The organism is Lysinibacillus sp. FW12 (genome assembly GCF_050817245.1).
Taxonomy (GTDB): Bacteria; Bacillota; Bacilli; order Bacillales_A; family Planococcaceae; genus Lysinibacillus; species Lysinibacillus irui.
In genome coordinates, this window is sequence record NZ_CP139094.1 from 4,547,580 (window position 1) to 4,571,563 (window position 23,984).

Sequence of the window (23,984 nt, forward strand, 5' to 3'; positions counted from 1 at the left end):
TGAGACACCCCTTTTTTCTACTTCATTTGGTCCTGCACCTTAGCAGGTAACTCATGGAATTTCACCTCATCATATGAAGTAACTTCCGTTTCTTTTTTTACATAAAGCTTTAAATACGCATCCTGACGTAAGTTTTTTTGAGCTGAAAATTTGAATGTTTTTTCTTCTCCGTTTTTATTGAATGCAGGTAGCTCGTACCAATATGTTTGATAGATTTGACCGCTATCTGCCTTATACTCCTCTACCTCGCCATCAGCTGTGATATGCACATAGTACGTGTCTTTATTTAAACGGTTAAAGTCTACAGTCATTAATACGACTAACCCTGCTACGAATAAGATAAACAAAGCACCTATTCCGAGAAATACTTTTTTCATATTAATTCCCCTGTCTTACAATTTTATAGAACGAACGTACGGTAAAAATATAATAAATAAAGTAAATAGCTGAGTATGCAATCATCCACAGTATTACTGGCTTTGTAATGTTCATACCAAATAATTGTGAAAATGCAAGTAATGCAAACGAACTATGCACAATACCGACAATCAGTGGTGCACTAAAGATTACAGCTACTTGACCTGCTACTGTCTTTAAGATTTGCTTACTATTCACACCGATTTTATTTAAAATGGCATATTTCGCCTGATCTTCTTCAGCTTCCGTTAAAATTTTGAAATAAATAATACTACCTGTTGCCGCTAGGAACACTAAGCCTAGAAAGCTTCCTACAAACAATAGTGCACCTACTGTCGCTATACTGTCCTCATAACTTTGTGGAACGCTAGAGAAAGATTCTTGCTGTTCAGAGGATAACTGCTTGTAAATGTCTTTGGATATGGTCTGTTGTTTTAAATCATTGTCTAATCCAATAACCTGAATCGTCACCTCTTCAGCATTTGTAGCAGTAAATTCCTGATCATTCACAACTAGTACTGTGCCTGCAGATGTAAAGTTTAAAACACTTTCTGTGTACATTTTATCTACATGGAAGGAATCTCCGTTTTCAAGTTTAAAGTCCTCGTTAGTAAAATCATGTGAAAATCGCTCATCATAGGCTGCATCAAGTAACACAGTAGAACCATCTGCAACGTGCAGTTCTTGATTCTTACCTTGTAATTTAGCTAAACGATTATAATCAGATTCCTTAAGTAATGTATATTCGAAAAATGAGAATTCATTATCCACACGTAGATTTTTCACTGACAGCGATTCATTATACAAAATCTCTTGCTGCGGTAATTCAACTGCATCGCCCTTCCACATAAACGTATTCGGAAGCATCTGGCGTACACTTGCTTCTGCATTGTAATACATACCGAAGACCCCACCACCAGCTGTAATGGTTGTTGCGCTTAAAATAGCAATAATCGACAACGACTTTGCGTTTGCTCGGATACGATACAATAGTTGGGAAACACCGATTAAATTTAACCCTTTCCATGACCATGATGTTGCTTTTTTTAAAGCGGTTAGCACAAAGACACTCACACTATGGAATAGAAGATATGTCCCGGCAATCGTAACACCGATGACCATTAATGGCGTACCTAAAATAGTAAAGAATCGCCAAATTTTACTTGTAAACAAATCAGAAGCAGCTGTATAATAGCCAAATGCAATGAGCGCTGTGCCCAGTAAGGCAGCTACTAATGATGCACGCGGGATTTGCTCTCCCTGTTTTTCAGCATGAAATAAATCAATTAACTTAAATTGATAAATAACACGATAACCTTGTAAAGATGTGAATAAAAACAGTAGTGTAAAAATGCATGTCGTATTAATTAGTGCTTCCATCGAAAATGTCAGGCTACCTACCACTTCATAGCCCATTAAGCGCACTAAAATCATTAATAGCCCTTGTGACATAAAGAATCCAAGAACAATACCAAGTACTAAAGAAACAAGCCCTATAACTAAATTCTCAAAAAAGAGCATTAAGCCAATTTTTTGCTTCCGAACACCTAGTAACGAGTAGAGGGCAACTTCCTTTTTCCGCTTCTTCATAAAAAATGAATTGGAATATGCCATAAAAATAACTATAAAGAACAGCAGTACTACTGATGACGCACTCATCAATCCTTTAATCTGTTGTGACGATTGTTTTAACGCTGAAAGATCATCATTATATTTCAGCGTCACAAATGTAAAGTAAATAACAATACTAAATACCATCGAGGCAATATATAAAAAGTAATTCGATAAATTGCGCTGAATGTTTTTACGCGCTAAACTAAATAACGTCATTTACTCCACCCCCGATGCTAGATAGCACCTGCAAGATCTCTTGGAAAAATTGCTTCCTTGTTAGAGTCCCACGATGAATTTCCTTAGAAAGCTGCCCATCCTGAATAAAGAGTATGCGTTGACAGAAGCTAGCTGCGAATGCATCATGGGTAACCATCATAATCGTTGCGGCTTGAGATTGATTTAAATCACTTAAACTTTCAAGTAAATCAGTAGCAGATTTTGAATCAAGTGCTCCTGTAGGCTCATCAGCAAAAATTATTTTTGGCTCTGTCACTAATGCACGCGATGAGGCTGTACGCTGTTTTTGTCCACCCGATATTTGATAAGGATATTTATCAAGCAAATCACTAATTCCAAACAAACCTGCAATACGGTCAACCCTTGCGCTAATGGCCTTTGTTGGCATCTTTGCAATAGCCAGTGGTAAAACTATGTTTTCTCGTACTGTTAAAGAATCAAGTAAGTTATAATCTTGGAAGATAAATCCTAAGTTATCACGACGAAAATCTGCTAATTCAGCGTCCTTCATACGTGCTAAATTGGTATCCCCAATAATAATTTCACCATTTGTTGGCGTATCAATCGTTGCTAATACATTCAAAAGCGTAGATTTCCCAGCCCCTGAAGGACCCATTACTCCAACAAACTCTCCTTTTTCTACTTCAAATGATATATTCGATAGCGCTGTAAAAGTATTTGCGCCTTTGCCGTAAGTTTTTCCAACGTTTTGTACCTTTAATAATGGCGTCATATACGCTCACCTCTTCTTTCTGACTTTAGTATACGACCCCAAACTTACAAGAAATTTGTCACAAGCTTACAACAACCTTAAATCATTAGCTTTATAAATTACTACCAATGTAAATTATCTAGAATTCTATCCACACATCCACGAAGGTCCCCTTTTCCTCAATCAAAATAAAAAAAGGATTCATACACAAACTGTGCATGAACCCTGTTCATCTATTGCTGTAAAACCTTTTGAATATCATCCTCAAAGCTACCTGGCTTATCTGCCGGTGCGTAGCGTCCAACAACCTCACCATGACGATTTACGAGGAATTTTGTAAAGTTCCATTTAACATTACTACCTAAAAATCCTTTGGAATGGGAAGTCAGATAATCGAATATAGGATGGGCTTCTTTACCGTTCACCTTGACAATCTCGTGCATCGGGAACGTCACACCATACGTCAGTCGACATTGAGAAGCCGCCTCCTCAGCAGTCGCTAGCTCTTGTTTAAATTGGTTCGATGGGAAACCAAGGACTACAAGACCTTGCTCCTGATATTTCTCATAGAGACCTTCTAATTCTTCAAATTGCGGTGTAAAGCCACATTTAGAAGCTGTGTTGACAATAAGCATAGGCTTTCCTTTATAACGTTCTAGGCTATAGATAGTACCATCCTCTAAAGTTACGTTAATATCATAAATGTCCATCTTTCTACCTCCCATTATAAACGTCCATTCATTCTTGCCACCTGCTGTAAAGGATCCCATACACCGTTGAAAGGCGGTGCATAGGCTAAGTCTAAATCAAGCAAATCTGGTAATGTCATTTTACTATACAATGCTGTAGCAAAAACATCGATACGCTTATCAATTCCTGCTGGCCCTACTATTTGCGCTCCCAATAGCAGCTGATCTCGTTTGCGCACAATAACTTTTATATACATGCGCTGCGCACCTGGATAATAGCCTGCGATATGTCGAGCAGATAATTTATATGCCTCGTAGTCGAAGCCAAGCTCTTTAGCCGTGCGCTCATTAATGCCTGTTGTAGCAATTGTTAAATTGAAAAACTTTAAGATCGAAGTTCCTACAATTCCTTTAAATGGCGCACATTTGCCTGACATATTAAGTCCAGCTAAACGCCCTTGCTTATTAGCAGTTGTTCCTAATGGTACATAGTCTAAACGCTCTTTGACAATATTAAAATGGGTTGCACAATCTCCTGCAGCATAAATATTTTCTATAGAGGTTTCTAAATGACGATTTACAATAATTGCTCCATTTTTGGCTAGTGCTATCCCAGTACCCTGTAAAAATTGTGTATTTGGTTTAATGCCTGAAGCGACAATAACTAAATCTGTCTCTAAAACGCCGTTATCTGTAATGACACGTTCAACACGTTTATTCCCTTCGAATGCTTCCACACTTATATTTAATAATAGCTCCACACCATTCTTTTTTGCTTCTTCATGAACATGTTGGGCAAGCTCTTCATCTAAAGTGCGTGCTACATGGCTTCCACGTTGAACTAGTTTTACCTTTTTACCGCAGGCATGTAGTGTTTCTGCCATTTCTAACCCAATATAGCCACCACCGATAATAGTTACCTGTTGAATAGCGGGCGTTAAATCAGCCATTAAGTCTTCTAATTGTGGAATCGTTTTTACTGTGTGGATACCCTCTAAATCAGACCCCTTTTTCACTGGCATAACTGGACTTGCCCCTGTTGCAATCAGAAGCTTATCATAAGGAATTTCAAATGCTTCACCACTTGCTTGTGTACCTGTAATAATTTTCTTCTCTACATCTACATTTTCTACCTCATAGCCCACTCTTGCATCAATGCCATACTTATCACGGAAAGTCTCGACATCTCTTGCAATTAAACGATTAGTTGAAGAAATACGACCATCTACAACATAGGGCAAACCACATTGCCCATACGAATAAATAAAGCCACGCTCTAAAGTGGTAATTTCTGCCCCCGGTACATTACGATAGATTTCCATTGCTGCAGACATACCTGCAGCATCTCCCCCGATGATGACGTATTTCATTCTACAAGCCCCCTTATGTTTTCCTTGTTGCCATTAAATCTGCGTATTGATCGATATATAAACGTCGTTTTCCACCACTTACAATGACGCGTAGTACATGGATGGCTATAATCATTGTTAGTATAAAACCTGCTGTTGCTGCAAAGAGAGAAATGATAATTTGCAGAACATAAAATGGTGAATCGATATTTAATTGAATACCACCAATCGTTGTAATGGCCTCAAATAGACAAGCCGTAGCGATAATTGCAACACAGCGACGCCACGATTGCCTTACAATACTTTTTCCATTCTTATTAACCATTGTAAAACGCATTACCTTCATACCGAGTGTTGCACCATCTAGCATGCTTGGCATCACACCAAAAAGTAACATGTACAGCGTTATTTTTACTAAAAACTCAAAAGTTCCATTATATCCTGTCAGAGCACCAATTATGAGCCAAATCATTTGTGCAATGCATAAATCAATAACGAGTGCCAGCAAAATAGAAATAGGTTTAACAATATCTCTTTTTTCCATTTCAGCCGCTTTAGCCTCAACTTCTTCATGAGAAGGGAATAATGCCCATACAATTGGTGCTAAAAAGAACCCCAGTAACGCGCCTACACTGTTTAGTAATAAATCATCAACATCAAAGAGACGGTAGGCACAATTAAAAATGCCATAAATACCTGTTCTTTGAGTGATCTCATAAAACAATGTTAGCAAAAAGCTAATGATAAATGCACGTTTCCAGTACCTTCTTTCTTTAAGAAAATATCGTAAGTATACGCCAAATGGCATCAGTAATAAAAAATTAAAGAAAGCTTGATAAAATGCCTGCTGTTTTGTGATTGCAAGCCATGTAGACGGATTTGTCACGACAACTCCACTGTCCTTTAAAATATCTTCAACAAATTGGAATAATCGTAAATTGGAATGAATGGTATCTGCAGGCTGCAGTGAGCATGTATCTCTTGTAGATGGAAATGGTAGTAATACTAAACATAGTGCGGATAAAAAGTAAAAGATAAATGACAACATAATAATAGTTTTAGACATCGATAAGTAACCATATTTGCGATACGTATAAATTAGCCATGGAATGAAAAGTACAAATGATAAAATAATAGTAATAAAAAATGCTATGAAAATGGATTCTGTGTAAGTTGACATATAAGCACCTCGCTATTTAAGTTGCCCGATTTCCTGAACGCTAAAACTAAGTTTAGACATCTAATACAACATATATATTTCAGCAAGCTTACATAATCCTTAACTCCAGAAAAAAACAGGTAAAGAATATTACTCTCTACCTGTCCCTGCAATATTTTTATGCTTTTGCCATTTCTTCCTTACAGAATGTTAAAATTTCCTCTAGCTCTTCATCCTCTAATGCGAAATCTAAATATTCACCCTCTGCTTTTTCCATGATGAAATAGTTTAAAATAAATGGCTCCTCGCCCTTCTCACCAATCAGTACACGAATTTCTATACCCGCTTCGTGATATAGCTCATCATCCTCATCGATTTCTACATCTAAAATAAATTCGTAACGCTTACCTTCAATAATATTTGTTGGGTCTAAAATTTCTTCCATTGAGAATTGTGTAATTTCCATTATGCTAGCTCCTTTATCTTTAGCTGTTCCTTTCTATATTAAATCAATTTCAGCATGGGTCAACTAGAAAAGCCGTATACACCTGTAAGTAATTATGCCACAATAAAATGGAAATAATTTAGAGACTAAAATATCTACATAAAGGAGGCTTTTTCTTGAAAGAGCTATTATATTACCAAGACGTTATGTTACGTGAGTTTGAAGCTACGATTGTCAGTAAGGGGACTGATGAAGTTGGTCGTCATTATGTTGTGCTATCTAATACTGCATTCTATCCAACAGGTGGTGGACAACCTCATGACACAGGTACATTGGATGCTATTGAGGTCTTAGATGTCGAGAAAATTAACGATGAGATTCGTCATTATATTCAAGGTGACCCGTCGACTTTAGACGGTGTCGTCCATGGCAAATTAAATTGGGCTAGACGATTTGATCATATGCAGCAGCATGCTGGTCAACATATTTTAACAGCTGCATTTGTTGAACTTTTCAATGCACAGACTGTAAGTTTTCACCTAGGAAGTGAGCATGTCACGATAGATATTGCTACCGATACACTAACAGAACAACAGTTAGCAGCAGCGGAAGCAAGAGCAAATGATATCATTTTAGAAAACCGTCCAATTCAAACGACTTGGATTACAGAAAATGAGCTTGCCAACTATAATCTTCGCAAAGAAGTCGCTGTGACAGGAGATATTCGGCTTGTAATCATCCCTGATTTTGACTATAACGGCTGTGGTGGAACACATCCTGTATCTACTGGGCAAGTTAGTGCCATTAAAATTCTTGGCACCGAGAAAATGAAGGGCAATGTACGCGTCTCTTTTGTTTGTGGGCAACGTGTCTTATCCGAGCTTGCTATGCGTAAAAAGGTTTTAGCTGATGTAGCTCGTCAATTAAGTGTACCAGAGGTCGAAGCTGCTACAGCACTTTCTAAAATTCTAGTCTCTCAAAAAAATACTGAAAAAGCACTTGCTGCCGCAAAAGAGGAATTACTAGCGTACGAAGTAAAAGCACTTGTTGCTGGGAACGAGGATGTAGTTGCAGCAGCCTTTAACCAACGAACAATGCAGGAATTGCAAAAAATAGCTCGTATTATTGTCATCGATAATCCAGATGTTACGGCCCTTCTTGCTTCAGAAAATGAAGGCAAATTGCAGTTCGTAGCAGCAAAAGGGAAAAATGTTGCAAAAAGCATGAAAGTCATTGCCGAAAAAGTACTACCACTTATTAATGGTAAGGGTGGCGGAAGTGACCAAATGGTACAAGGCGGTGGAGAATGTACAATTTCTAAAGAAGAGCTACTAGAAGTATTGCAAAACGCTGAATCCCACTATTAAAAAGTGGAGCTGTCACCAGCGACAGCTCCTACTTCTTTAATATTTAAATTTTTGAATGGCTCCATATAAACGTTTTGCCATTTCTGATAACTTCTCGGTTTGATTATTCATCGTTGTGACTGTTTTTATCTGTTCCGTTGTGGAAGCTGTTACCTCATGCACATAGTCACTAGCCGCATGTGCTGTAGCTGCCATTTCTTCCATAGAGGCTGAAACTTCTTCAGTATTTGCAGACATTTGTTCAGCTGAAGCATTCATTTCTTCAATTTGGCCTGCTATTTCTCCAACTGCTCGTATCATTTCCTCGAAGCGATTTCCTACTGCCTCGATTGAAGCTAATCCACGTTCCACGTTATGTTCACCAGATTCTGCAGCCTTTACTACTTCTAATGTGTAGGATTGAACTCGTTGAATTAACACATTAATTTTAGTAGCAGATTCTGCTGTTTGCTCTGATAGCTTACGAACTTCATCGGCAACAACAGCAAAACCTTTACCAGCCTCTCCTGCACGAGCAGCCTCAATAGAAGCATTTAGTGCCAATAAATTGGTTTGATCAGAAATATCGGTAATCATTTTAGAAATTAAGCTAATTTCCTCTGACTCCTTTTCTAGTTTGTGAATAATGGTTAGCTCAGCTGTCGTACCTTGCTGAATCTCACTCATACGACAAATAGATTGCTGCACTGCATCGTTACTTTCACTAATTTTCTGGGAAATAAATTCTGTATTAGAAGCAATTGTTGAAGCAACTTCCGCAACATTTTGTATGCCAAGCGCCATTTGTTCCATAGCTGAGGCACTTTCTTCTGCCATAGAGGTTTGACTCTGTGCCCCTCTGTCTACTTCACTAATTGCACCAGCTATTTGCTCAGAATGTTTTGTGACTGCAATTACATCTCCCATTAAATCACATGAGGCATCGTTCACTGCGGTCGCTTCATGGCTCACTTTCGCTATCATTTCTCGCATATTATCAGTCATGCGATTTAATGCACGTGACATTGTCCCCATTTCATCAATTCGTTTCAAATATTTCTCAGGAATCTCTTGTGTAAAGTCACCTTCTGATAAGCCTTCACTTATACGCAGCACGTGACGGAGTGGTCTACTGACAGAACGCGAAATAGCAAAAGAAATGAAAAGGCCCAGTATCGAAACAATAATGGTTGTGACAATAAAATTCGTCTTTAGCTTAGATAGTCCTGTAAACATCTCGTTTTCTAAAGCAATAACTCCCATTTTCCAACCGTTATTAAGCGTATGGAAGCCCATTAAGCTCGTTCCTGTATCTTCTGTTTTAAACGAAAAGTAGCCGCTTTTATTAGCAATCATTTCTTTTGCAGCTAATGCTCTGCCTGTCATGACACCCGTTTCCTCGGCTTCTTCGATGGGATTGTTCTGCTCCTTCACATAGGTATGATTATTATGCCCAATGATAGTCCCTTTGGCATCGAGCATAAATGCATAACCATTGTCTCCAACTTTAATGCCCTCTACAATATTGGATAAATAATAGCCATCAATACGAGCTAATAATAAAGCTTGCTCGCCTGTGACAGTATTAATTGGTGAAACGATTAAAATGACTGGTTCACCCGTTACACGGCTAATTGTTATGTCAGACATAACTGACTTACCTGTAAAGCCTTCTTTTACATAATCACGATCACCTAATTCTGCGGTTGTATCATCTAAATAATGGGCAACCCCATCTGCTTTAATAATGCCAAATCCTAAATAATTTTCATTATTAGCAAGACGCTTTGACAAATATTGTTTTTGTTTTGCAAAGTCCATACTACGAACTGCCTCTTGCTCAGCAATTGCCTCAACTTCTACCAATGTTAGCTGGAAGTGTTCTTCTATGTATTTTGAAACATCCTCTGCTCTGGATACCAAATTGGATTCCACTTGTTCATTCATTGCCTTCGTACTATTTATCCAGGTGGATAGACCAAGCGTACCACATGTTACAAACACAAGCGCTATGATCGCAACGACTAATTTACCACCAATACCTTTTACCCACATTCCTTTTATCACACTACTTCCACTTTTAGCTATACTATTTCGCTTATTTATAACTACAGAGTAAAGTCACCAAAAGTAGAAGTCAACAAAAGTTTTCCATTTTGGTTAATAAATGTATAATAATACCATTTATACTATTGATATAGTGCTAACCATTTTCTACAAATTTTCAACTTATAGGACAAAACTCGCTTTAGAAAGACAGAATATATTGCGCTGTTGGATGAAATTAAAACTTTTTCCAACAAAAATTGATTATAATCCACATTTTTTGCTGATTATTAAAGATAGAATCAGTTTAAAACATTTTGAGGGGAGGATTTCCATGAGTTCAGACAAAAACAATGTTTCGCGTCGAGACTTTTTGAAAACAACAGGTATTGCTGCTGGTACATTAGTCGGTGGTGGATTAATAGGAGGGCTAGTAGGTTACAACATCCATGGTAAAGGAACTTCTACTCTGGAGCATGGTGGGCATGGAACAACAAATGAGGCTACTGGTTCACCAAAGGCTAAGATGTTTTTTAGAAATGAAAGAGATTTTAGTATCTTATCAAATGCTACAGAACGCATCTTCCCAGAAGATGATTTAGGGCCAGGTGCTATAGGCTTGGATGTTCCCTATTTTATCGATCATCAACTTGCAGGTAATTATGGAAGTAACTCTAAAGAGTATATGCAAGGGCCATTTGACGTAGGTGCCCCTACACAAGGTTATCAAAGTCGCCTAACAAGAGCAGAGATTTTTAGACAGGGCATTCAAACGATGGAGGATGAAGCTCAAAAGCGATATAAAAAAAGCTTTAATGATTTAGATGGAAAACAAATGGATGAAATTTTAACAGCCTTTCAAAAGGGTGACATAGAAATGGTCGGAGTTACATCTGCATTCTTCTTTACACTCTTACGCGCGGCTACTTTAGAGGGTGCCTATTCCGATCCAATGTATGGAGGAAATCGTAATATGGATGGCTGGCGTATGAAGGGCTTCCCTGGCCACCAAATGGCTTATATTACACAAATAGAAGATACAAAGTTCCAAAAAATTGAGCCTAATCCATTAGGCAACCATTAAGGGGGTTAGAATATGGCTAAAACATTGCCGAGTGTAGACGTTGTAACAGTTGGTGTAGGTTGGACAGGTGGTATCGTTGCTGCTGAATGTGCCAAAGCTGGCCTAAAGGTAGTCGGTTTAGAGCGCGGACAAAAGCGTGGTACCGAAGATTATTTAAATGTTCATGATGAATACCGCTATGCCATACGATATGATTTAATGCAAAATTTATCCAAAGAGACGGTAAGCTTCCGTAATGATCGTAATATGAAGGCTTTGCCAATGCGCCAGCTAGGCTCCTTTTTACTTGGAGAAGGCCTAGGTGGATCAAGTACCCATTGGAATGGAATGACTTTCCGTTTCTTACCCTATGATTTTCAAATCAAAACGCTAACAGATAAACGTTATGGGCCAAACAAACTCGGTCCGGATTACCTCATTCAAGATTGGGGTTTAACATATGATCAGCTTGAACCTTATATGGATAAGTTTGAAAAAACCGCTGGTATTTCAGGGGATGACAAAAACACATTTAGTGGTAAACGTTCAAATCCTTATCCAACAGGTCCTATGAAAAAAACACCTATGCTTACGCAATTTGAAAAAGCTGCAAAAAACTTAAAGCTAACACCTTATATGGTGCCATCCGCCAACTTATCAGAGGTTTATAAAAATCCTGATGGTGAAACAATCAATGCTTGTCAATATTGTGGTTTTTGCGAACGCTTTGGTTGCGAATATGGTGCCAAATCTTCTGCAGAAGTTACGGTTGTTCCTACCGCTTTAAAGACAGGTAATTTTGATTTACGCTACAACTCGAATGTTGTCGAAATCTTAAAGCAAGGCAATAAGGCTACTGGTGTAAGATATATCGATACCGTGTCTGGAGAAGAATTCATTCAGCCCGCTAATGCTGTTGTCTTAACTAGTTATGTCTTTAATAATGCCAAGCTATTAATGGTCTCTAACATTGGAGAAAGATACGATCCTACTACTGGCAAAGGTACACTTGGTAGAAACTATTGCTATCAAATTTTACCTGGTGCTGCTGGATTCTTTGATGAACAATACAATACGTTTATGGGAGCAGGTTCTTTAGGTGTGTGTCTAGATGACTACAATGGGGATAATTTTGATCATAGTGATTTAGATTTTATTCATGGAGGAAATCTTGCCCTTACTCAGACAGGTGCCCGTCCAATTGGCTCAAATCCGACACCACCAGATACACCTACTTGGGGACCAGAATTTAAAAAGCAATCTATTTATTACTATACACGCTCCTTCGGGATTGGTGCACAGGGAGCATCTATGCCACATAAAGAAAATTATCTATCTCTGGATCCAACCTACAAGGATGCTTATGGCTTACCGTTAGTACAATTGACATACAACTTTACAGATCAGGATCGTGCGCTTCATAAATATATTTCTGCACGTGCTGCTGACATTATGAAAGAAATGGGCGCTAAAACGATTGTTCCAAATGCTGAAATTAAGGATTACAATATCGTACCTTACCAAACAACGCATAACACGGGTGGAACAGTGATGAGTTTAACTCCAGAACAAGGCGTCGTGAATAATTATCTACAACACTGGGATGTTGATAATCTTTTCGCAGTGAGTGCTGGTAACTTTGCACATAATAGTGGGTACAATCCAACAGGCACATTAGGAGCACTTGCATACCGCTGTGCGGAAGGGGTTATAAAATATAGTCAATCTGGCGGTTCTTTAGTGTAAATACCTTAATTTAAAGGAGGCAAGACTTATGGGAGGTCTTGGAGCAATTGGAGTACCTGGATTAATCATTATTTTGGTCATTGTGTTAATTGTATTTGGTCCAAAAAAATTGCCCGAAATTGGTGGAGCAGTTGGTAAAACGTTTGCAGAATTTAAAAAGTCCACTAAGGGGCTTATAGACGATGATGATGATTCAGTGAAAAAGGTCGAAAAAAAATCTGATGCTTCGTAGGAGGGTTTCCTATGGATCCATATGAAGATGGAAAAAGAAAATATTTAAGCCCTCTCGATAAACCAAAAACTGAGCCTCCCCCACCAGTGGAGGCTTTAGTTGAAATGCCAACGGTAGTAGTTGAGGAGCAGGAGCATGTAGCAGATGAACCACTTATACCTGTTAATTCCCTATTTGAACATCTTTCTGAGCTACGTAAGCAAATTATAAAAGGTTTAACTGTTTTTATTTTATTTTTTATTGTGGTTTTCTCTACTATCAATATTTGGTTTCCCTTTGTAACTCGAGGCCATTCTCTCATTATATTAGGACCCCTTGAGGTCGTTAAATTTTATATGACTATTTCAACTACTTTAGCATTTGGTCTTTCTATGCCTTTTCTCGTTCATTTTTTGTGGAGTTTTATAAAACCAGGGTTAAAGGAAGAGGAAAGCCGCTTTCTAGGTCTCTATGCACCAATTATGCTAGTCCTTTTCTTATTAGGAATAGCTTTCGGTTACTTTGTTGTAAACCCGCTAAGTTACTCGTTTTTAGTGAGCATAGGAGCAACTAATTTCGATGTCATGGTATCAGCGAGTGAATATATGCATTTTTTAATCATGACCACAGTACCACTTGGCTTATTATTTGAGTTACCGATTGTCGCCCTTTTCTTATCAGCCATTGGTGTACTAACTGCTGAATCCATGAAAAAAATAAGAGGTTGGTCTTACATCGCAATGGGCGTAGGTTCTGCTGTTATCACGCCACCTGATTTCATTAGTCAGCTCCTTGTGTTAATACCGATGATTATTTTGTATGAAATAAGCATATACCTTGTCAAACGTATAGAACGTAAACAAATTGAAAGCACTGCGTAAATTGAACGCAGTGCTTATTTTTTCTTTAAATCCATCACAATAATTTCTGGAAGATTCAAAATGCGATAGGGTACAGAGCTATTGCCTAATCCACGGCTAACTACCATCTTAGTGGATGCAGCTTCGTAGACACCAGCCGTATATTTTGGAAACAGCCCCTGACCTGGTGCAACTAGACCACCAAGCCCAGGAATACGAACTTGCCCACCATGCGCATGTCCCGAAAAGACTAAATCTATGTGATAATTTACATACGTATGAAATACTTCTGGTCGATGCGCTAGTAACAGCTTAAACATGTCATCTGGTAAATAAGCTGTTGCAATGTCCAGCATGTCTTCTGTTGGTCTACCCATTAACGGATCCTCAATTCCAACAATCGCCAAACGCTCCCCGTCGCGCTCTAAAACAGTCGATTCATTGGCCATTATATGTACCCCTAACGATGACAGCGCCTCATAAATTTCATTCACCTTATTCGTCGCTACTTCATGATTTCCCAGTACATAATAAACATCCGTTATTGCAACTAGTCCTTTCACTGCCTGAAGGCTTTGTTCTAAATCATAGCGATTGCTATCAATAACATCACCCGTAATAAAAATATAGTCAGGATTCGTAGCCTTAACCTTAGCAATCAATTTTTTTTGGTTGTCGCCAAAGAGGGCATCGTGTAAATCTGATACTTGTACTATGCGTAGCCCATCAAAGCTAGCAGGCACTTTTTCCGATTCGAACACATGCTTACTTACAACGAGCCAGTGATTGTTTACGTACAAAAAAATGACTATAAAAACGACAAAGAAAATACCATATAATAATTTTTTCAATCGCAATCGCTCACTTTGTGGCTACTTTTTTCAGAAAAAAACTCTGACTTCTCTATTATAAGCAAAAAACAGAGTGATTGTAAGTATATGCACCGAAATTACAAAGAATGATTGGGATAAGCTATCCTACCGAAAGTGAGAGAAGATCTTCAATACTAATTCACTAGATTATAAGCATAGTTTTTTAAAATATAGTCTCTATAAATCCTTTCCTATTTGTAGGAACTGAAATTTTCCCTATTCCTTTTAATAAAAAAACACATTTAGCACTCGATTAGGTAGGAGAGCTAAATGCGTTTCGTTATTTATAAAACCTTCTCTAAGAAATCCTTCGCACGCTGTGTTGATGGGGCTGTGAAAAACTGTTCGGGTGATGCGTCCTCAATAAGCTTGCCGCCATCAAGGAAGAGAATACGATCAGCAACCTCACGAGCAAAGCCCATTTCATGCGTCACAATGAGCATGGTCATACCAGTATCTGCAAGACTTTTCATAACATCCAATACCTCTTTAACCATTTCTGGGTCAAGCGCTGATGTAGGCTCATCAAATAATATGACTTTAGGGTCCATCGCTAGTGCACGTGCAATAGCAACACGTTGCTTTTGTCCCCCAGATAAGCGATTTGGATATTCGTGACGCTTCTCAAAAAGACCAACTTTTTTTAGTAACTCCTCAGCCATTTTCACTGCAGCAGCCTTGTCCATTCCTTTAACATTGATTGGAGCATACGTTAAATTTTCGAGCACTGTTTTATGAGGGAAAAGATGAAAATGCTGAAATACCATCCCTACTTCTTCCCGTATTTTCATAATATTAGTCCCTTTATCTGTAAGGACATCACCTGCAATCGTTACCTTTCCACTTGTAGGAGTTTCCAACAAGTTTAAGCAGCGAAGAAAGGTCGATTTACCTGATCCAGAAGGTCCAATAATCGCAATTACTTCTTTTTCCTTAATTACAGTTGAAATACCTTTTAATACTTCATTCTGTCCATACGATTTGTGTAAATCCTCAATTTTAATCACTTTTTCTCATTCCTTTCTCAATTCGTTTACCAAGGAACGTTAAAACAAGCGTCATGAGATAATAGATGACCCCTGCAAAAAGTAATGGCTCAAGATAACGATATGTTGAACCCCCTACAATATAGGCGCGACGCATAATATCTAATGCACTAATAACTGTTACAACAGCTGTTTCTTTATTTAATGTAATAAATTCATTCACTAAAGATGGTAAAATATTTTTTACTGCTTGTGGAATAATAATATCCTTCATCATTTTTGCATATGGAATACCAAGAGCTTGTGCTGCTTCCATTTGCCCTTTATCCACTGCATTAATACCGGCACGGATAATTTCCGAAATATAAGCACCCGAGTTTAGACCAAACGCAATAATGGCTGTTGGTATAGGTTCAATTTGAATATCTAATAATTGTGGTACTGCATAATAAATAATTAATAATTGTAATACAAGTGGTGTACCACGGAAAATCGACGTATAGAAATCTGCAAACCAACGTAAAACATTGACCTTTCCAATTTTACATAATGCTAAAAGTATACCTACAATAAAACCGATGATGGATGCACCGATTGCAATTTGAAGTGTAACACCTATCCCTTTTAAAATATAAGGAATAGAGGGAACAATCGCCGTAAAATCTAAATTCACAGCGCTCCCTCCTTTCTTTTTCAACTTAATACAGCTTTTATTTTTTGCACCGAATGCACAATCTCACGTACAGAAACTTCATAAATAAATCTAGACGAGGTTATGCCGAGGCGGAATTGATAAAAAGAAAAGCACAAGCGATAGCCCAAATAGGAGCTATCGCATGCTTTAATTATTCAACTTTTTCTAACCATTTTTCTTCTAGCTCTTGAATTTTGCCTTCATCAGCTAGTTCTTTTAATGCTTTATTAATTTTATCTTTTAAATCGCTTCCTTTTGGAACCGCGATCGCTTTGAAATCTTCTGGTTGTTCTTCTACAGGAAAGGCTTCTAATTGATCATTTGTTTTTAAATAACCTTTCGCAACGCCACCCTCTAAAATACCTGCGTCTAAGCGTTTAGACATCATATCTTGAATAATCTCAGGAATACGTGTACGTCCTTCTACTGATACATCTACTTTTTTCGCGATTTCATTACCTAAATTTTCTTGAATAGATGCTGTTTGGACACCAATTTTTTTACCAGCCAAATCAGCCTCTTTTTTAATACCGCTATCCTTTTTAACAATGATTACTTGCTCTGTTTCATTGTATTTATCAGAGAAATCAACCACTTTTTCACGTTCTGGGTTCGGCGTCATACCAGAAATAACGACATCAATTTTTCCTGCCTGTAGCGCTGGTACTAAACTATTGAAGTCCATATCTTGCACTTGCATATCAACGCCTATTTTTTCGCCAACTAACTTGATTAAATCAATATCAAAGCCAATAATTTCTTCGCCTTTCGCTGCGTCCACATATTCAAATGGTGCATAGTCAGCTGATGTACCAACTTTTAATACCTGCTTGTCCTCTGTATTATTATTTGATCCTGCATTGCTAGCATTATTATCTTTACTGCCACATGCTGCAAGTACACCTATTACAAGTACAAGCATTAACAAGAATAACTTGTTCTTCATCATTTATACTCTCCTTTTATTTATAATTTATTGTGTATGAGAATACATTTCTCGAAAATAGTCGATTGGATATTTATTCATGTTAAAGAATAAAAAATCTATCTGCTAATTAAGATATACTCTTTTGAAATAATAATCAAGACAAACTAAAAAAAATTTAGTGAAATATTATATACATAATTTTCAGATAAGTAAATTTATTTATTTTTCATAAAGGCTTTACTATACTATTTTCCGAAAGCTCGAATATTATCCATCGTTCGGTAAGTAAAAAATTAAAATTTCGAGTTAATAAAAAAGACCCCCATATGGAGGTCCAGCGCTTATTTTTCTTCTTTAAATAGCTTAGCTTTTAGCTCATCCTCTCCAGAGCCTTCTGCTAATGGAACGCGAGAACGGTAGGCGGCCCGACAAATTAAATGTCCTGCGACGGGAGCTGTCACAAAGACGAATAGAATACCTAAAATTAAACGTACACTGACAAAGCCATCATGCACCCAAAAGTAAATAAATGCACCTAATAGGCATGTTAATACTGATAACGTGGAGCTTTTGGTAGCAGCATGTGATCGTGTATAGACATCTGGTAAGCGAATCATACCAAATGCACTAATCATACTCACAATTGAACCTATAAGAATAAGGATGACTGCTGCCCACTCAATCATTTGATTTACGTTCAACAATCACACCTCTTTCTATATATTTTGTAAAGGCAATTGTTCCAATAAACGCTAATATACCTAAAATAAGAATAGCTTCTAGGTATGCCTTTGTTTTTAAAATTATTGATACGATGGCAATGGCTGATAATAGATTTACGCCAATTGTATCAAGAGCTATAGCTCGATCAGGCATTGATGGACCACGAATAACACGGTACAGCGATAATGCAATGGAGATACTAAAGAAAGCCAGTGCTAAAAGTAAAATATTATCAATCATTAACGTGTCACCTCCATTATTGCTTGTTCAAATTTCCCAATAGAGCGTATGACAGCATCTTTGGACTGTTCAATATCCATGGCATGAATATAAAAAACATCCCCCTCTTCTGATACTTCCATAACGACAGAACCTGGTGTTAGTGTAAGCAATAATGCAAGTGCTGTAATTTCCCAATCACCCTTTAATACTGTTTTATAAGTGAAAATACCAGGTGTAATAGTAAGCTTTGGCGTTGTAATTTGTCTTAATACGCTATAGCTTGATAAAAATAGCTCCCAATTAAAAAGCCATAATAACTTTATAATGGAAAATACTCGTCGCAAGTAAAATTGGGTGCCATAAAAACGGTGCATAGCATATAAAATACCCACTCCTACGATAAAGCCCATTAAAAATGTCGAAAATTGGGGTGTCACTTCATCCTGTAAGAGTAACCAAAGTGTTGCAATAAATAAATTCAATATAAACTGCATTGCCATTATTTATTCACCTCACCTTGCCATAGTTCCCCATCTAATACTGCATCAATATAAATGGAAGGCGTATAAAGTGTTTCTGCCGCATCCGTTACAAAAGGAGCCAATTTCTCTGCTCCAATTCCTAAGCCAATTGTACAAGCAGCCAGTAATGTTATAGGTAGCAAAATTCGCTTGGGTAATGGCTTTTCATCTTCCAAGCTAATAATGGTTTCTCCAAAAAAGGAGGAAAGGAATATTCGCAGCAGTGAATACAAAACAATTAAACTAGAGAAAAATCCTAGACCTAATAGAACAAAATGGCCTCCTTCTATTGCTCCTTGTCCGATTAAAACTTTCCCTAAAAAGCCACTTAAAGGGGGTATACCTGCTAATGAGCACATGGCGATGAAGAACATCCATCCAAAAAAGGGATAATTCCGGATAAGCCCACTCATTTTATCTATGACCGTTTCCCCCGTAACATAAATCATCATGCCCACCGCTAAAAAAAGCATTGCCTTAGCAACCATATCATGCATTAAATAATAGATAACACCTTGTAAAGCAGACTCTGTACCAATCGCTAAACCAGTGACTATAAATCCAACTCCAATTAGCACATTGTATGAAGCAATCGTTCTAACATCGCGCCCTGATAGAGCACCGATACAACCTGCTACGATCGTTATCCCTGCCATTATACCAAGAGCCATGTGTGTCACTTCAGTGTTATTAGGGAAAAGCAATGTAAACGTCCGCACAAGTGCATATATCCCAACCTTTGTTAATAATGCCGCAAATAAAGCCGCTATGGCAGTTGGTGGTACACTGTAGGAGCCAGGCAACCAGAAGAATAATAAAAGTCCAGTCTTCAAGCTAAAGACGATTAAGAATATTAGCGCCACTGTTGTAATGAGAGGATTCGCTCCTGCCTCCATGACACGAACAGAAATATGGGCCATATTTAAAGTACCAACTGTACCATATAGAAAGGCTAATGCTACTAAGAAAATCCAAGAAGCAACAATATTAATTAACACATATTTTAATGCTTCTCGTAGTTGAATTTTTTCGCCACCTAGACTGATCAATGCATAAGAAGCGAGCAACATTACTTCAAAGCATACAAATAAGTTAAAAATATCCCCTGTTAAAAATGAACCATTAACCCCTGCAACCATAAGCAGAGTAAATGGATAAAAATACATCTTTTCATATCCAAGCTCCATTGTAAAAATTGCATATAGCATACAAATAACAGCTACAAGATTGGCCACTAATACTAATAATATTGCAAAAGAATCTGCAACAAACGATATACCAAAAGGTGGTGCCCAACCACTAAAATCAATTCGCATCACACCTTGCTCTTGAATCTCTAGTAATAAAAAGATGCTAATAATAACGATAAAGCTTAAAGTCAGTAAACTAATGATGCGTTGTAAAATAACATGCTCTTTTAAAAATACCAGTAAAATGGCAGTAATTACCGGTACAATTAATGGTAAAACAATCATATTACTCATCCGGCGTACCTCTCATTTCATCAAAATTACCTGATCCATTTGTTTTGTACGCTCGATAGCCTAAAACGAGAACAAAAGCTGTAACAGCAAAGCTAATAACAATGGCTGTTAAAATTAATGCCTGTGGTAATGCATCTGTATAAGGACCCTCTGATTCCCCTAATAACGGTACATCCCCTTTTTTAAGACCCCCCATTGTCAGAATCAGTAAGTGGGCAGCATGAGATAAAACAGCTGTTCCTAAAATTACACGCAATAACTGCTTAGAGAGGATTAAGTACGTCGCAACAGCTACTAATATACCGACTAAAACAAGTATTAAAGATTCCATTGGCTACTCATCCTCACTTATACTTAAAATAATTGTTACAACAACACCTACAACCGTTAATGCGACACCCGCTTCAAAAATAGTTACGGTTGAAAAGCCCATTTTTCCAAATATCGGAACATTTATATACGTATATGTCTGCGTTAAAAATGGCACATCGAAAAACAATGCACCAATTGCCGTTCCAGTCGCAAGAAAAACACCAAGAGCAGCAACCTTTTTAAAATCGAAAGGCATTCCTTTATGAACAGTCTCTATATCATAAGCGAGATATAATAAAACAATGCCAGAAGCTAACACAAGGCCCCCTATAAAGCCACCACCTGGAGCATGATGACCAGCAAAGAACAAGTACACGCCAAGTGTTAAAATAATGAACACGACTGCCTTTGTGACTGTCCTTAATATCACATCATTAATTTTCACGATCCGCTTCCTCCTTTCGTGGCTTAAGCTTCGTTAATGTATAAACCCCTAAGCCAGCAATCAGAAGAACCACAACCTCAAGCATTGTATCAAAGGCACGGAAATCCCCTAAAATTGTATTAACAATATTGGAACCACCTGCTAACTCATAGGCATCATTAAAATAAGTGGACACTGGCTCAAAGCGGTCGTAGTGCACTACTGCTAATCCAACCATCGTTACGGTTGCCCCAACAAAAATAGAAATCACCGCTTTTGACCATTGCACCCTTTTAGGAGGCGCTTCAGGCATTAAATCCGGTAAATATTTAAAACATAGAAGGAATAGAGCGGTTGTTACCGATTCAACAACTAATTGTGTTAAAGCCAAATCTGGAGCACGGAAAATAACAAAGAAAAATGCAATGGAATAGCCTAAAACACCATTTAACAACATCGCTGTAACCCGGCCCTTTGCAAATATCATCCAAACAGCCGCAAATATCATAACAAACACAAGAATTAACTCGTAAGACTCAATGACCGAGTCCATGTCAAAATGAAAGGTCATTGCATCTGACCATATAAAGTAGCCAGCTATAAGCGCAATGAAAAATACATATATATAGACAAAATAATGCGTTAAATTGCCAGTCATATATTTACGAGTGAGCTTCTCAGAGCCATTTTCACTAATTTCGATCAATCGATTGTAGTATGTGTTAAACGTATACTTTTGAGAAAATATACGATACAGTGGCTTCCAACTTTTTAATGTTTTAAATAAGATAATACCGATAATAATGACACCTAACGTCATCCATAACTCTGCATTAATGCCGTGCCATGCATGAATATGTGGCGTTAATTCACTTGAGGACGGAAATGTAGGATAAATACTTGCCATTGCAGGCTCTAAAATATAGTGGCCGAGCACATTTGGGAAGAAAAAGATACCGACTACTAATAAACATAAAATAATGGGTGAAATTAACATGCCAAATGGGGCTTCGTGTGGTTTTCGATCCATTTTTTCAGGCTGTAGTTTACCCAAAAATGTACGGAAAATTAAAATCATACTATAAACAAAGGTAAAGATACTTGCCACCCATGCTATGAATGGGAAAAATAAACCTACATCAGCAATAGAGAAAGCTTCTACATCCCTTATAGCCAATACAGCTGCAAAAAACATTTCTTTACTTAGGAAACCATTAAACGGCGGTAATCCTGCCATTGAGAAGCTTCCGATTACTGCAATTGTAAAAGTTACAGGCATCAAAGACATTAAACCACCAAGACGACGGATATCTCGTGTCCCTACTTCATGATCGACAATTCCAACCATCATAAATAAAGCACCTTTGAATGTAGAGTGATTGACAAGATGAAATAGTGCCGCAAAGCTTGCTTGTGTATACACAATCGAGCTTTCTGCATAGCCATAATAATGTCCAACAGACCCAAGGCCAAATAGACTCATAATTAAGCCTAGCTGACTTACTGTAGAAAAGGCTAATAAAGCTTTTAAGTCCGTTTGTCGAACAGCATTAAAGGAGCCCCAGAATAACGTTACTAAACCGATAACGCTCACTAGCCAGAACCAGATTGATTCTCCACCAAAGATTGGAGAAAAACGCGCAACTAAATAAATACCTGCTTTAACCATCGTGGCTGAGTGTAAGTAAGCACTAACTGGAGTTGGCGCTTCCATTGCATCAGGTAACCAGATATGGAATGGAAATTGTGCCGATTTCGTAAAAGCCCCTAATAAAATTAAAATTAGTGCGGGAGTAAATAGTGCATGATCACGTATAACTTCTACATTGGCCACAATTTCACGAACACTAAATGTATTGGAAGCTACATAGAGCATTAAGAAGCCTGCAAGCATTGATAGTCCGCCAAAGACTGTAATCATCATTGCTTTTTTTGCTCCTGCACGTGATGCCTTTCTATGATGCCAAAATGCAATTAATAGGAATGATGACACACTTGTTAATTCCCAAAATGTGTATAATATCATTAAGTTATCTGAAAAAACAACGCCAAGCATAGCGCCCATGAATAGTAATAAATAGCAGTAAAAATGATGAAGAGATTCTTTCGTTGATAAATAAAAAATAGAATATAAAATGACTAAACTACCTACTCCTGTAATCAGCAAGCCAAAAATCATACTGAGTCCATCAAGATAAGTTGTGAAATTTATATTAAAAGAGGGAATCCACTCATATGTATGGATAAACGTCTTACCCTCGGCAATTTGAGGAATATAGCGCGCGAGTAAAACAAACAAGATGAATGGAACGGATAAAACAAACCAGCCAAGATGTGTAACACGCCTTAGTCGCCAATAAAGCAATGGGATTAGAGCAGCACAAACAAATGGCAAAAGTATCGCAATGAGAACTGTAACCAAATGAAAACCTCCTACAATCAAAATCATCTAGCAATTTTTATGGTGAATTGGAATAATAAGTGCTAAGACTTTAGAATTTTGTTTAAGCTAAGTAACATATTAGATATATTCTTGAAATTTTTGTAATTGGAAGGTGCGGGGTATTAAAATGCCTAACAAATGGATCCTTTTTAGTTACTTTGTTACATCTAACCCGATGCAAGCTTAAATAACTTGTGGAAAATCAAATAATTTATACGGTCGCAAATCAATTCAACTCAATTATATCAGCACAATGAAGACACTTGACTATATTTTTAACTCCCTGCATAATAGTGTGGCATATGGAAGCAATTTATCTTTGATGCACATGATGCATAAATTAAATAATTATAAATCATTGATTTAAGCTTTATCCTTCAAGGGTTTTCCAATATATTTTCGTTAACTTTTATACATTTTAAAGTATACAATATAAATGAGCATAATGCACTGTAACAGCATCGAATTTAGCTGTTTTAGG

The 23,984-nt window shown here is 37.5% G+C and carries 24 protein-coding genes; 5 read left to right on the forward strand and 19 right to left on the reverse strand.

The genetic code is table 11. The features are described 5' to 3' along the window. Window positions 1-17 precede the first annotated feature (17 nt). The 7 genes from SJW71_RS23285 to SJW71_RS23315 form a co-directional block, all read right to left on the reverse strand. Window positions 18-377, reverse strand: a complete 360-nt coding sequence (locus SJW71_RS23285; protein ID WP_274795243.1) for a YxeA family protein — start codon at window positions 375-377, stop codon at window positions 18-20. Between the two features lies 1 nt (window position 378). Next, the gene (locus tag SJW71_RS23290) at window positions 379-2,247 is read right to left on the reverse strand and encodes an ABC transporter permease (RefSeq protein WP_312507206.1); all 1,869 of its coding nucleotides are present in this window, start codon (window positions 2,245-2,247) and stop codon (window positions 379-381) included. After that, on the reverse strand, window positions 2,234-3,001 hold the full coding sequence (locus tag SJW71_RS23295; protein WP_274795241.1) for an ABC transporter ATP-binding protein: 768 nt from the start codon (window positions 2,999-3,001) through the stop codon (window positions 2,234-2,236). The genes SJW71_RS23290 and SJW71_RS23295 overlap by 14 nt, the downstream gene beginning before the upstream one ends. Before the next feature lie 212 nt (window positions 3,002-3,213). Continuing rightward, a complete protein-coding gene (locus SJW71_RS23300) occupies window positions 3,214-3,690 on the reverse strand; it encodes a glutathione peroxidase (protein ID WP_274795240.1) in 477 nt (158 codons plus the stop codon). A gap of 14 nt (window positions 3,691-3,704) precedes the next feature. Further along, window positions 3,705-5,039 carry an FAD-dependent oxidoreductase gene (locus tag SJW71_RS23305; RefSeq protein ID WP_322605213.1) on the reverse strand — a complete coding sequence of 445 codons (1,335 nt, stop codon included), beginning with the start codon at window positions 5,037-5,039 and terminating at the stop codon, window positions 3,705-3,707. A 13-nt stretch (window positions 5,040-5,052) separates the two neighbouring features. After that, on the reverse strand, window positions 5,053-6,198 hold the full coding sequence (locus SJW71_RS23310) for a VanZ family protein (RefSeq protein WP_322612088.1): 1,146 nt from the start codon (window positions 6,196-6,198) through the stop codon (window positions 5,053-5,055). A 157-nt stretch (window positions 6,199-6,355) separates the two neighbouring features. After that, window positions 6,356-6,643, reverse strand: a complete 288-nt coding sequence (locus SJW71_RS23315) for a DUF6509 family protein (RefSeq protein ID WP_274795236.1) — start codon at window positions 6,641-6,643, stop codon at window positions 6,356-6,358. 155 nt (window positions 6,644-6,798) lie between these two features. Between SJW71_RS23315 and SJW71_RS23320 the strand changes: the two genes are divergently transcribed. Beyond that, on the forward strand, window positions 6,799-7,989 hold the full coding sequence (locus SJW71_RS23320; protein WP_431811620.1) for an alanyl-tRNA editing protein: 1,191 nt from the start codon (window positions 6,799-6,801) through the stop codon (window positions 7,987-7,989). A gap of 36 nt (window positions 7,990-8,025) precedes the next feature. On the opposite strand, the gene SJW71_RS23325 is transcribed toward SJW71_RS23320, so the two are convergent. Next, entirely contained in the window at window positions 8,026-10,035 is a 2,010-nt protein-coding gene (locus SJW71_RS23325) for a methyl-accepting chemotaxis protein (protein WP_431811621.1), read from the reverse strand. A gap of 313 nt (window positions 10,036-10,348) precedes the next feature. Here SJW71_RS23325 and SJW71_RS23330 point away from each other — a divergent pair, with 313 nt between their 5' ends. The 4 genes from SJW71_RS23330 to tatC are packed head-to-tail and all read left to right on the forward strand — an operon-like array spanning window position 10,349 to window position 13,915. Next, window positions 10,349-11,098, forward strand: a complete 750-nt coding sequence (locus SJW71_RS23330) for a gluconate 2-dehydrogenase subunit 3 family protein (RefSeq protein WP_274795232.1) — start codon at window positions 10,349-10,351, stop codon at window positions 11,096-11,098. Between the two features lie 12 nt (window positions 11,099-11,110). Beyond that, window positions 11,111-12,823 carry a GMC family oxidoreductase gene (locus SJW71_RS23335; protein ID WP_274795231.1) on the forward strand — a complete coding sequence of 571 codons (1,713 nt, stop codon included), beginning with the start codon at window positions 11,111-11,113 and terminating at the stop codon, window positions 12,821-12,823. A gap of 28 nt (window positions 12,824-12,851) precedes the next feature. Next, window positions 12,852-13,055, forward strand: a complete 204-nt coding sequence (tatA, locus tag SJW71_RS23340; protein ID WP_036122204.1) for a twin-arginine translocase TatA/TatE family subunit — start codon at window positions 12,852-12,854, stop codon at window positions 13,053-13,055. Window positions 13,056-13,066: 11 nt separating this feature from the next. Beyond that, window positions 13,067-13,915, forward strand: coding sequence for a twin-arginine translocase subunit TatC (gene tatC / locus SJW71_RS23345; protein WP_312507203.1), 849 nt, complete (start codon window positions 13,067-13,069; stop codon window positions 13,913-13,915). A gap of 14 nt (window positions 13,916-13,929) precedes the next feature. Here the strand turns inward: tatC and SJW71_RS23350 are convergent, their stop codons facing one another. From SJW71_RS23350 to SJW71_RS23400, 11 genes are all read right to left on the reverse strand, one after another. Then, entirely contained in the window at window positions 13,930-14,745 is an 816-nt protein-coding gene (locus SJW71_RS23350; RefSeq protein WP_274795229.1) for a metallophosphoesterase, read from the reverse strand. 305 nt (window positions 14,746-15,050) lie between these two features. Next, window positions 15,051-15,773: an amino acid ABC transporter ATP-binding protein gene (locus tag SJW71_RS23355; RefSeq protein WP_431811622.1), complete on the reverse strand. Its 723-nt coding sequence runs from the start codon at window positions 15,771-15,773 to the stop codon at window positions 15,051-15,053. Further along, window positions 15,766-16,425: an amino acid ABC transporter permease gene (locus SJW71_RS23360; RefSeq protein WP_036125759.1), complete on the reverse strand. Its 660-nt coding sequence runs from the start codon at window positions 16,423-16,425 to the stop codon at window positions 15,766-15,768. Before SJW71_RS23360 ends, SJW71_RS23355 begins: the two co-directional genes overlap by 8 nt. Window positions 16,426-16,597: 172 nt before the next feature. Beyond that, a complete protein-coding gene (locus SJW71_RS23365) occupies window positions 16,598-17,392 on the reverse strand; it encodes a transporter substrate-binding domain-containing protein (protein WP_312507201.1) in 795 nt (264 codons plus the stop codon). Window positions 17,393-17,715: 323 nt separating this feature from the next. Continuing rightward, the gene (locus tag SJW71_RS23370; protein WP_322605218.1) at window positions 17,716-18,075 is read right to left on the reverse strand and encodes a Na+/H+ antiporter subunit G; all 360 of its coding nucleotides are present in this window, start codon (window positions 18,073-18,075) and stop codon (window positions 17,716-17,718) included. Further along, window positions 18,053-18,337: a Na(+)/H(+) antiporter subunit F1 gene (locus SJW71_RS23375; protein ID WP_274795226.1), complete on the reverse strand. Its 285-nt coding sequence runs from the start codon at window positions 18,335-18,337 to the stop codon at window positions 18,053-18,055. The genes SJW71_RS23370 and SJW71_RS23375 overlap by 23 nt, the downstream gene beginning before the upstream one ends. Next, window positions 18,337-18,819: a Na+/H+ antiporter subunit E gene (locus tag SJW71_RS23380; RefSeq protein ID WP_274795225.1), complete on the reverse strand. Its 483-nt coding sequence runs from the start codon at window positions 18,817-18,819 to the stop codon at window positions 18,337-18,339. The genes SJW71_RS23375 and SJW71_RS23380 overlap by 1 nt, the downstream gene beginning before the upstream one ends. Further along, the gene (locus tag SJW71_RS23385; RefSeq protein WP_431811623.1) at window positions 18,819-20,324 is read right to left on the reverse strand and encodes a Na+/H+ antiporter subunit D; all 1,506 of its coding nucleotides are present in this window, start codon (window positions 20,322-20,324) and stop codon (window positions 18,819-18,821) included. The genes SJW71_RS23380 and SJW71_RS23385 overlap by 1 nt, the downstream gene beginning before the upstream one ends. Beyond that, on the reverse strand, window positions 20,317-20,655 hold the full coding sequence (locus SJW71_RS23390; RefSeq protein ID WP_274795223.1) for a Na(+)/H(+) antiporter subunit C: 339 nt from the start codon (window positions 20,653-20,655) through the stop codon (window positions 20,317-20,319). The genes SJW71_RS23385 and SJW71_RS23390 overlap by 8 nt, the downstream gene beginning before the upstream one ends. A gap of 3 nt (window positions 20,656-20,658) precedes the next feature. Continuing rightward, the gene (locus SJW71_RS23395) at window positions 20,659-21,081 is read right to left on the reverse strand and encodes a Na(+)/H(+) antiporter subunit B (protein ID WP_312507199.1); all 423 of its coding nucleotides are present in this window, start codon (window positions 21,079-21,081) and stop codon (window positions 20,659-20,661) included. Further along, entirely contained in the window at window positions 21,071-23,482 is a 2,412-nt protein-coding gene (locus SJW71_RS23400) for a Na+/H+ antiporter subunit A (RefSeq protein WP_431811624.1), read from the reverse strand. Before SJW71_RS23400 ends, SJW71_RS23395 begins: the two co-directional genes overlap by 11 nt. Window positions 23,483-23,984: the final 502 nt, after the last annotated feature.

Bases quoted from the DNA above. Each gene is read 5' to 3' on its own strand.
- SJW71_RS23315 (WP_274795236.1), bottom strand. From the start codon at position 6,643: ATGGAAATTACACAATTCTCAATGGAAGAAATTTTAGACCCAACAAAT.
- SJW71_RS23310 (WP_322612088.1), bottom strand. From the start codon at position 6,198: ATGTCAACTTACACAGAATCCATTTTCATAGCATTTTTTATTACTATT.
- tatC (WP_312507203.1), top strand. From the start codon at position 13,067: ATGGATCCATATGAAGATGGAAAAAGAAAATATTTAAGCCCTCTCGAT.
- SJW71_RS23365 (WP_312507201.1), bottom strand. From the start codon at position 17,392: ATGAAGAACAAGTTATTCTTGTTAATGCTTGTACTTGTAATAGGTGTA.
- SJW71_RS23375 (WP_274795226.1), bottom strand. From the start codon at position 18,337: ATGATTGATAATATTTTACTTTTAGCACTGGCTTTCTTTAGTATCTCC.
- SJW71_RS23390 (WP_274795223.1), bottom strand. From the start codon at position 20,655: ATGGAATCTTTAATACTTGTTTTAGTCGGTATATTAGTAGCTGTTGCG.
- SJW71_RS23335 (WP_274795231.1), top strand. From the start codon at position 11,111: ATGGCTAAAACATTGCCGAGTGTAGACGTTGTAACAGTTGGTGTAGGT.
- SJW71_RS23300 (WP_274795240.1), bottom strand. From the start codon at position 3,690: ATGGACATTTATGATATTAACGTAACTTTAGAGGATGGTACTATCTAT.
- SJW71_RS23305 (WP_322605213.1), bottom strand. From the start codon at position 5,039: ATGAAATACGTCATCATCGGGGGAGATGCTGCAGGTATGTCTGCAGCA.
- tatA (WP_036122204.1), top strand. From the start codon at position 12,852: ATGGGAGGTCTTGGAGCAATTGGAGTACCTGGATTAATCATTATTTTG.
- SJW71_RS23285 (WP_274795243.1), bottom strand. From the start codon at position 377: ATGAAAAAAGTATTTCTCGGAATAGGTGCTTTGTTTATCTTATTCGTA.
- SJW71_RS23385 (WP_431811623.1), bottom strand. From the start codon at position 20,324: ATGAGTAATATGATTGTTTTACCATTAATTGTACCGGTAATTACTGCC.
- SJW71_RS23295 (WP_274795241.1), bottom strand. From the start codon at position 3,001: ATGACGCCATTATTAAAGGTACAAAACGTTGGAAAAACTTACGGCAAA.
- SJW71_RS23290 (WP_312507206.1), bottom strand. From the start codon at position 2,247: ATGACGTTATTTAGTTTAGCGCGTAAAAACATTCAGCGCAATTTATCG.
- SJW71_RS23330 (WP_274795232.1), top strand. From the start codon at position 10,349: ATGAGTTCAGACAAAAACAATGTTTCGCGTCGAGACTTTTTGAAAACA.
- SJW71_RS23380 (WP_274795225.1), bottom strand. From the start codon at position 18,819: ATGGCAATGCAGTTTATATTGAATTTATTTATTGCAACACTTTGGTTA.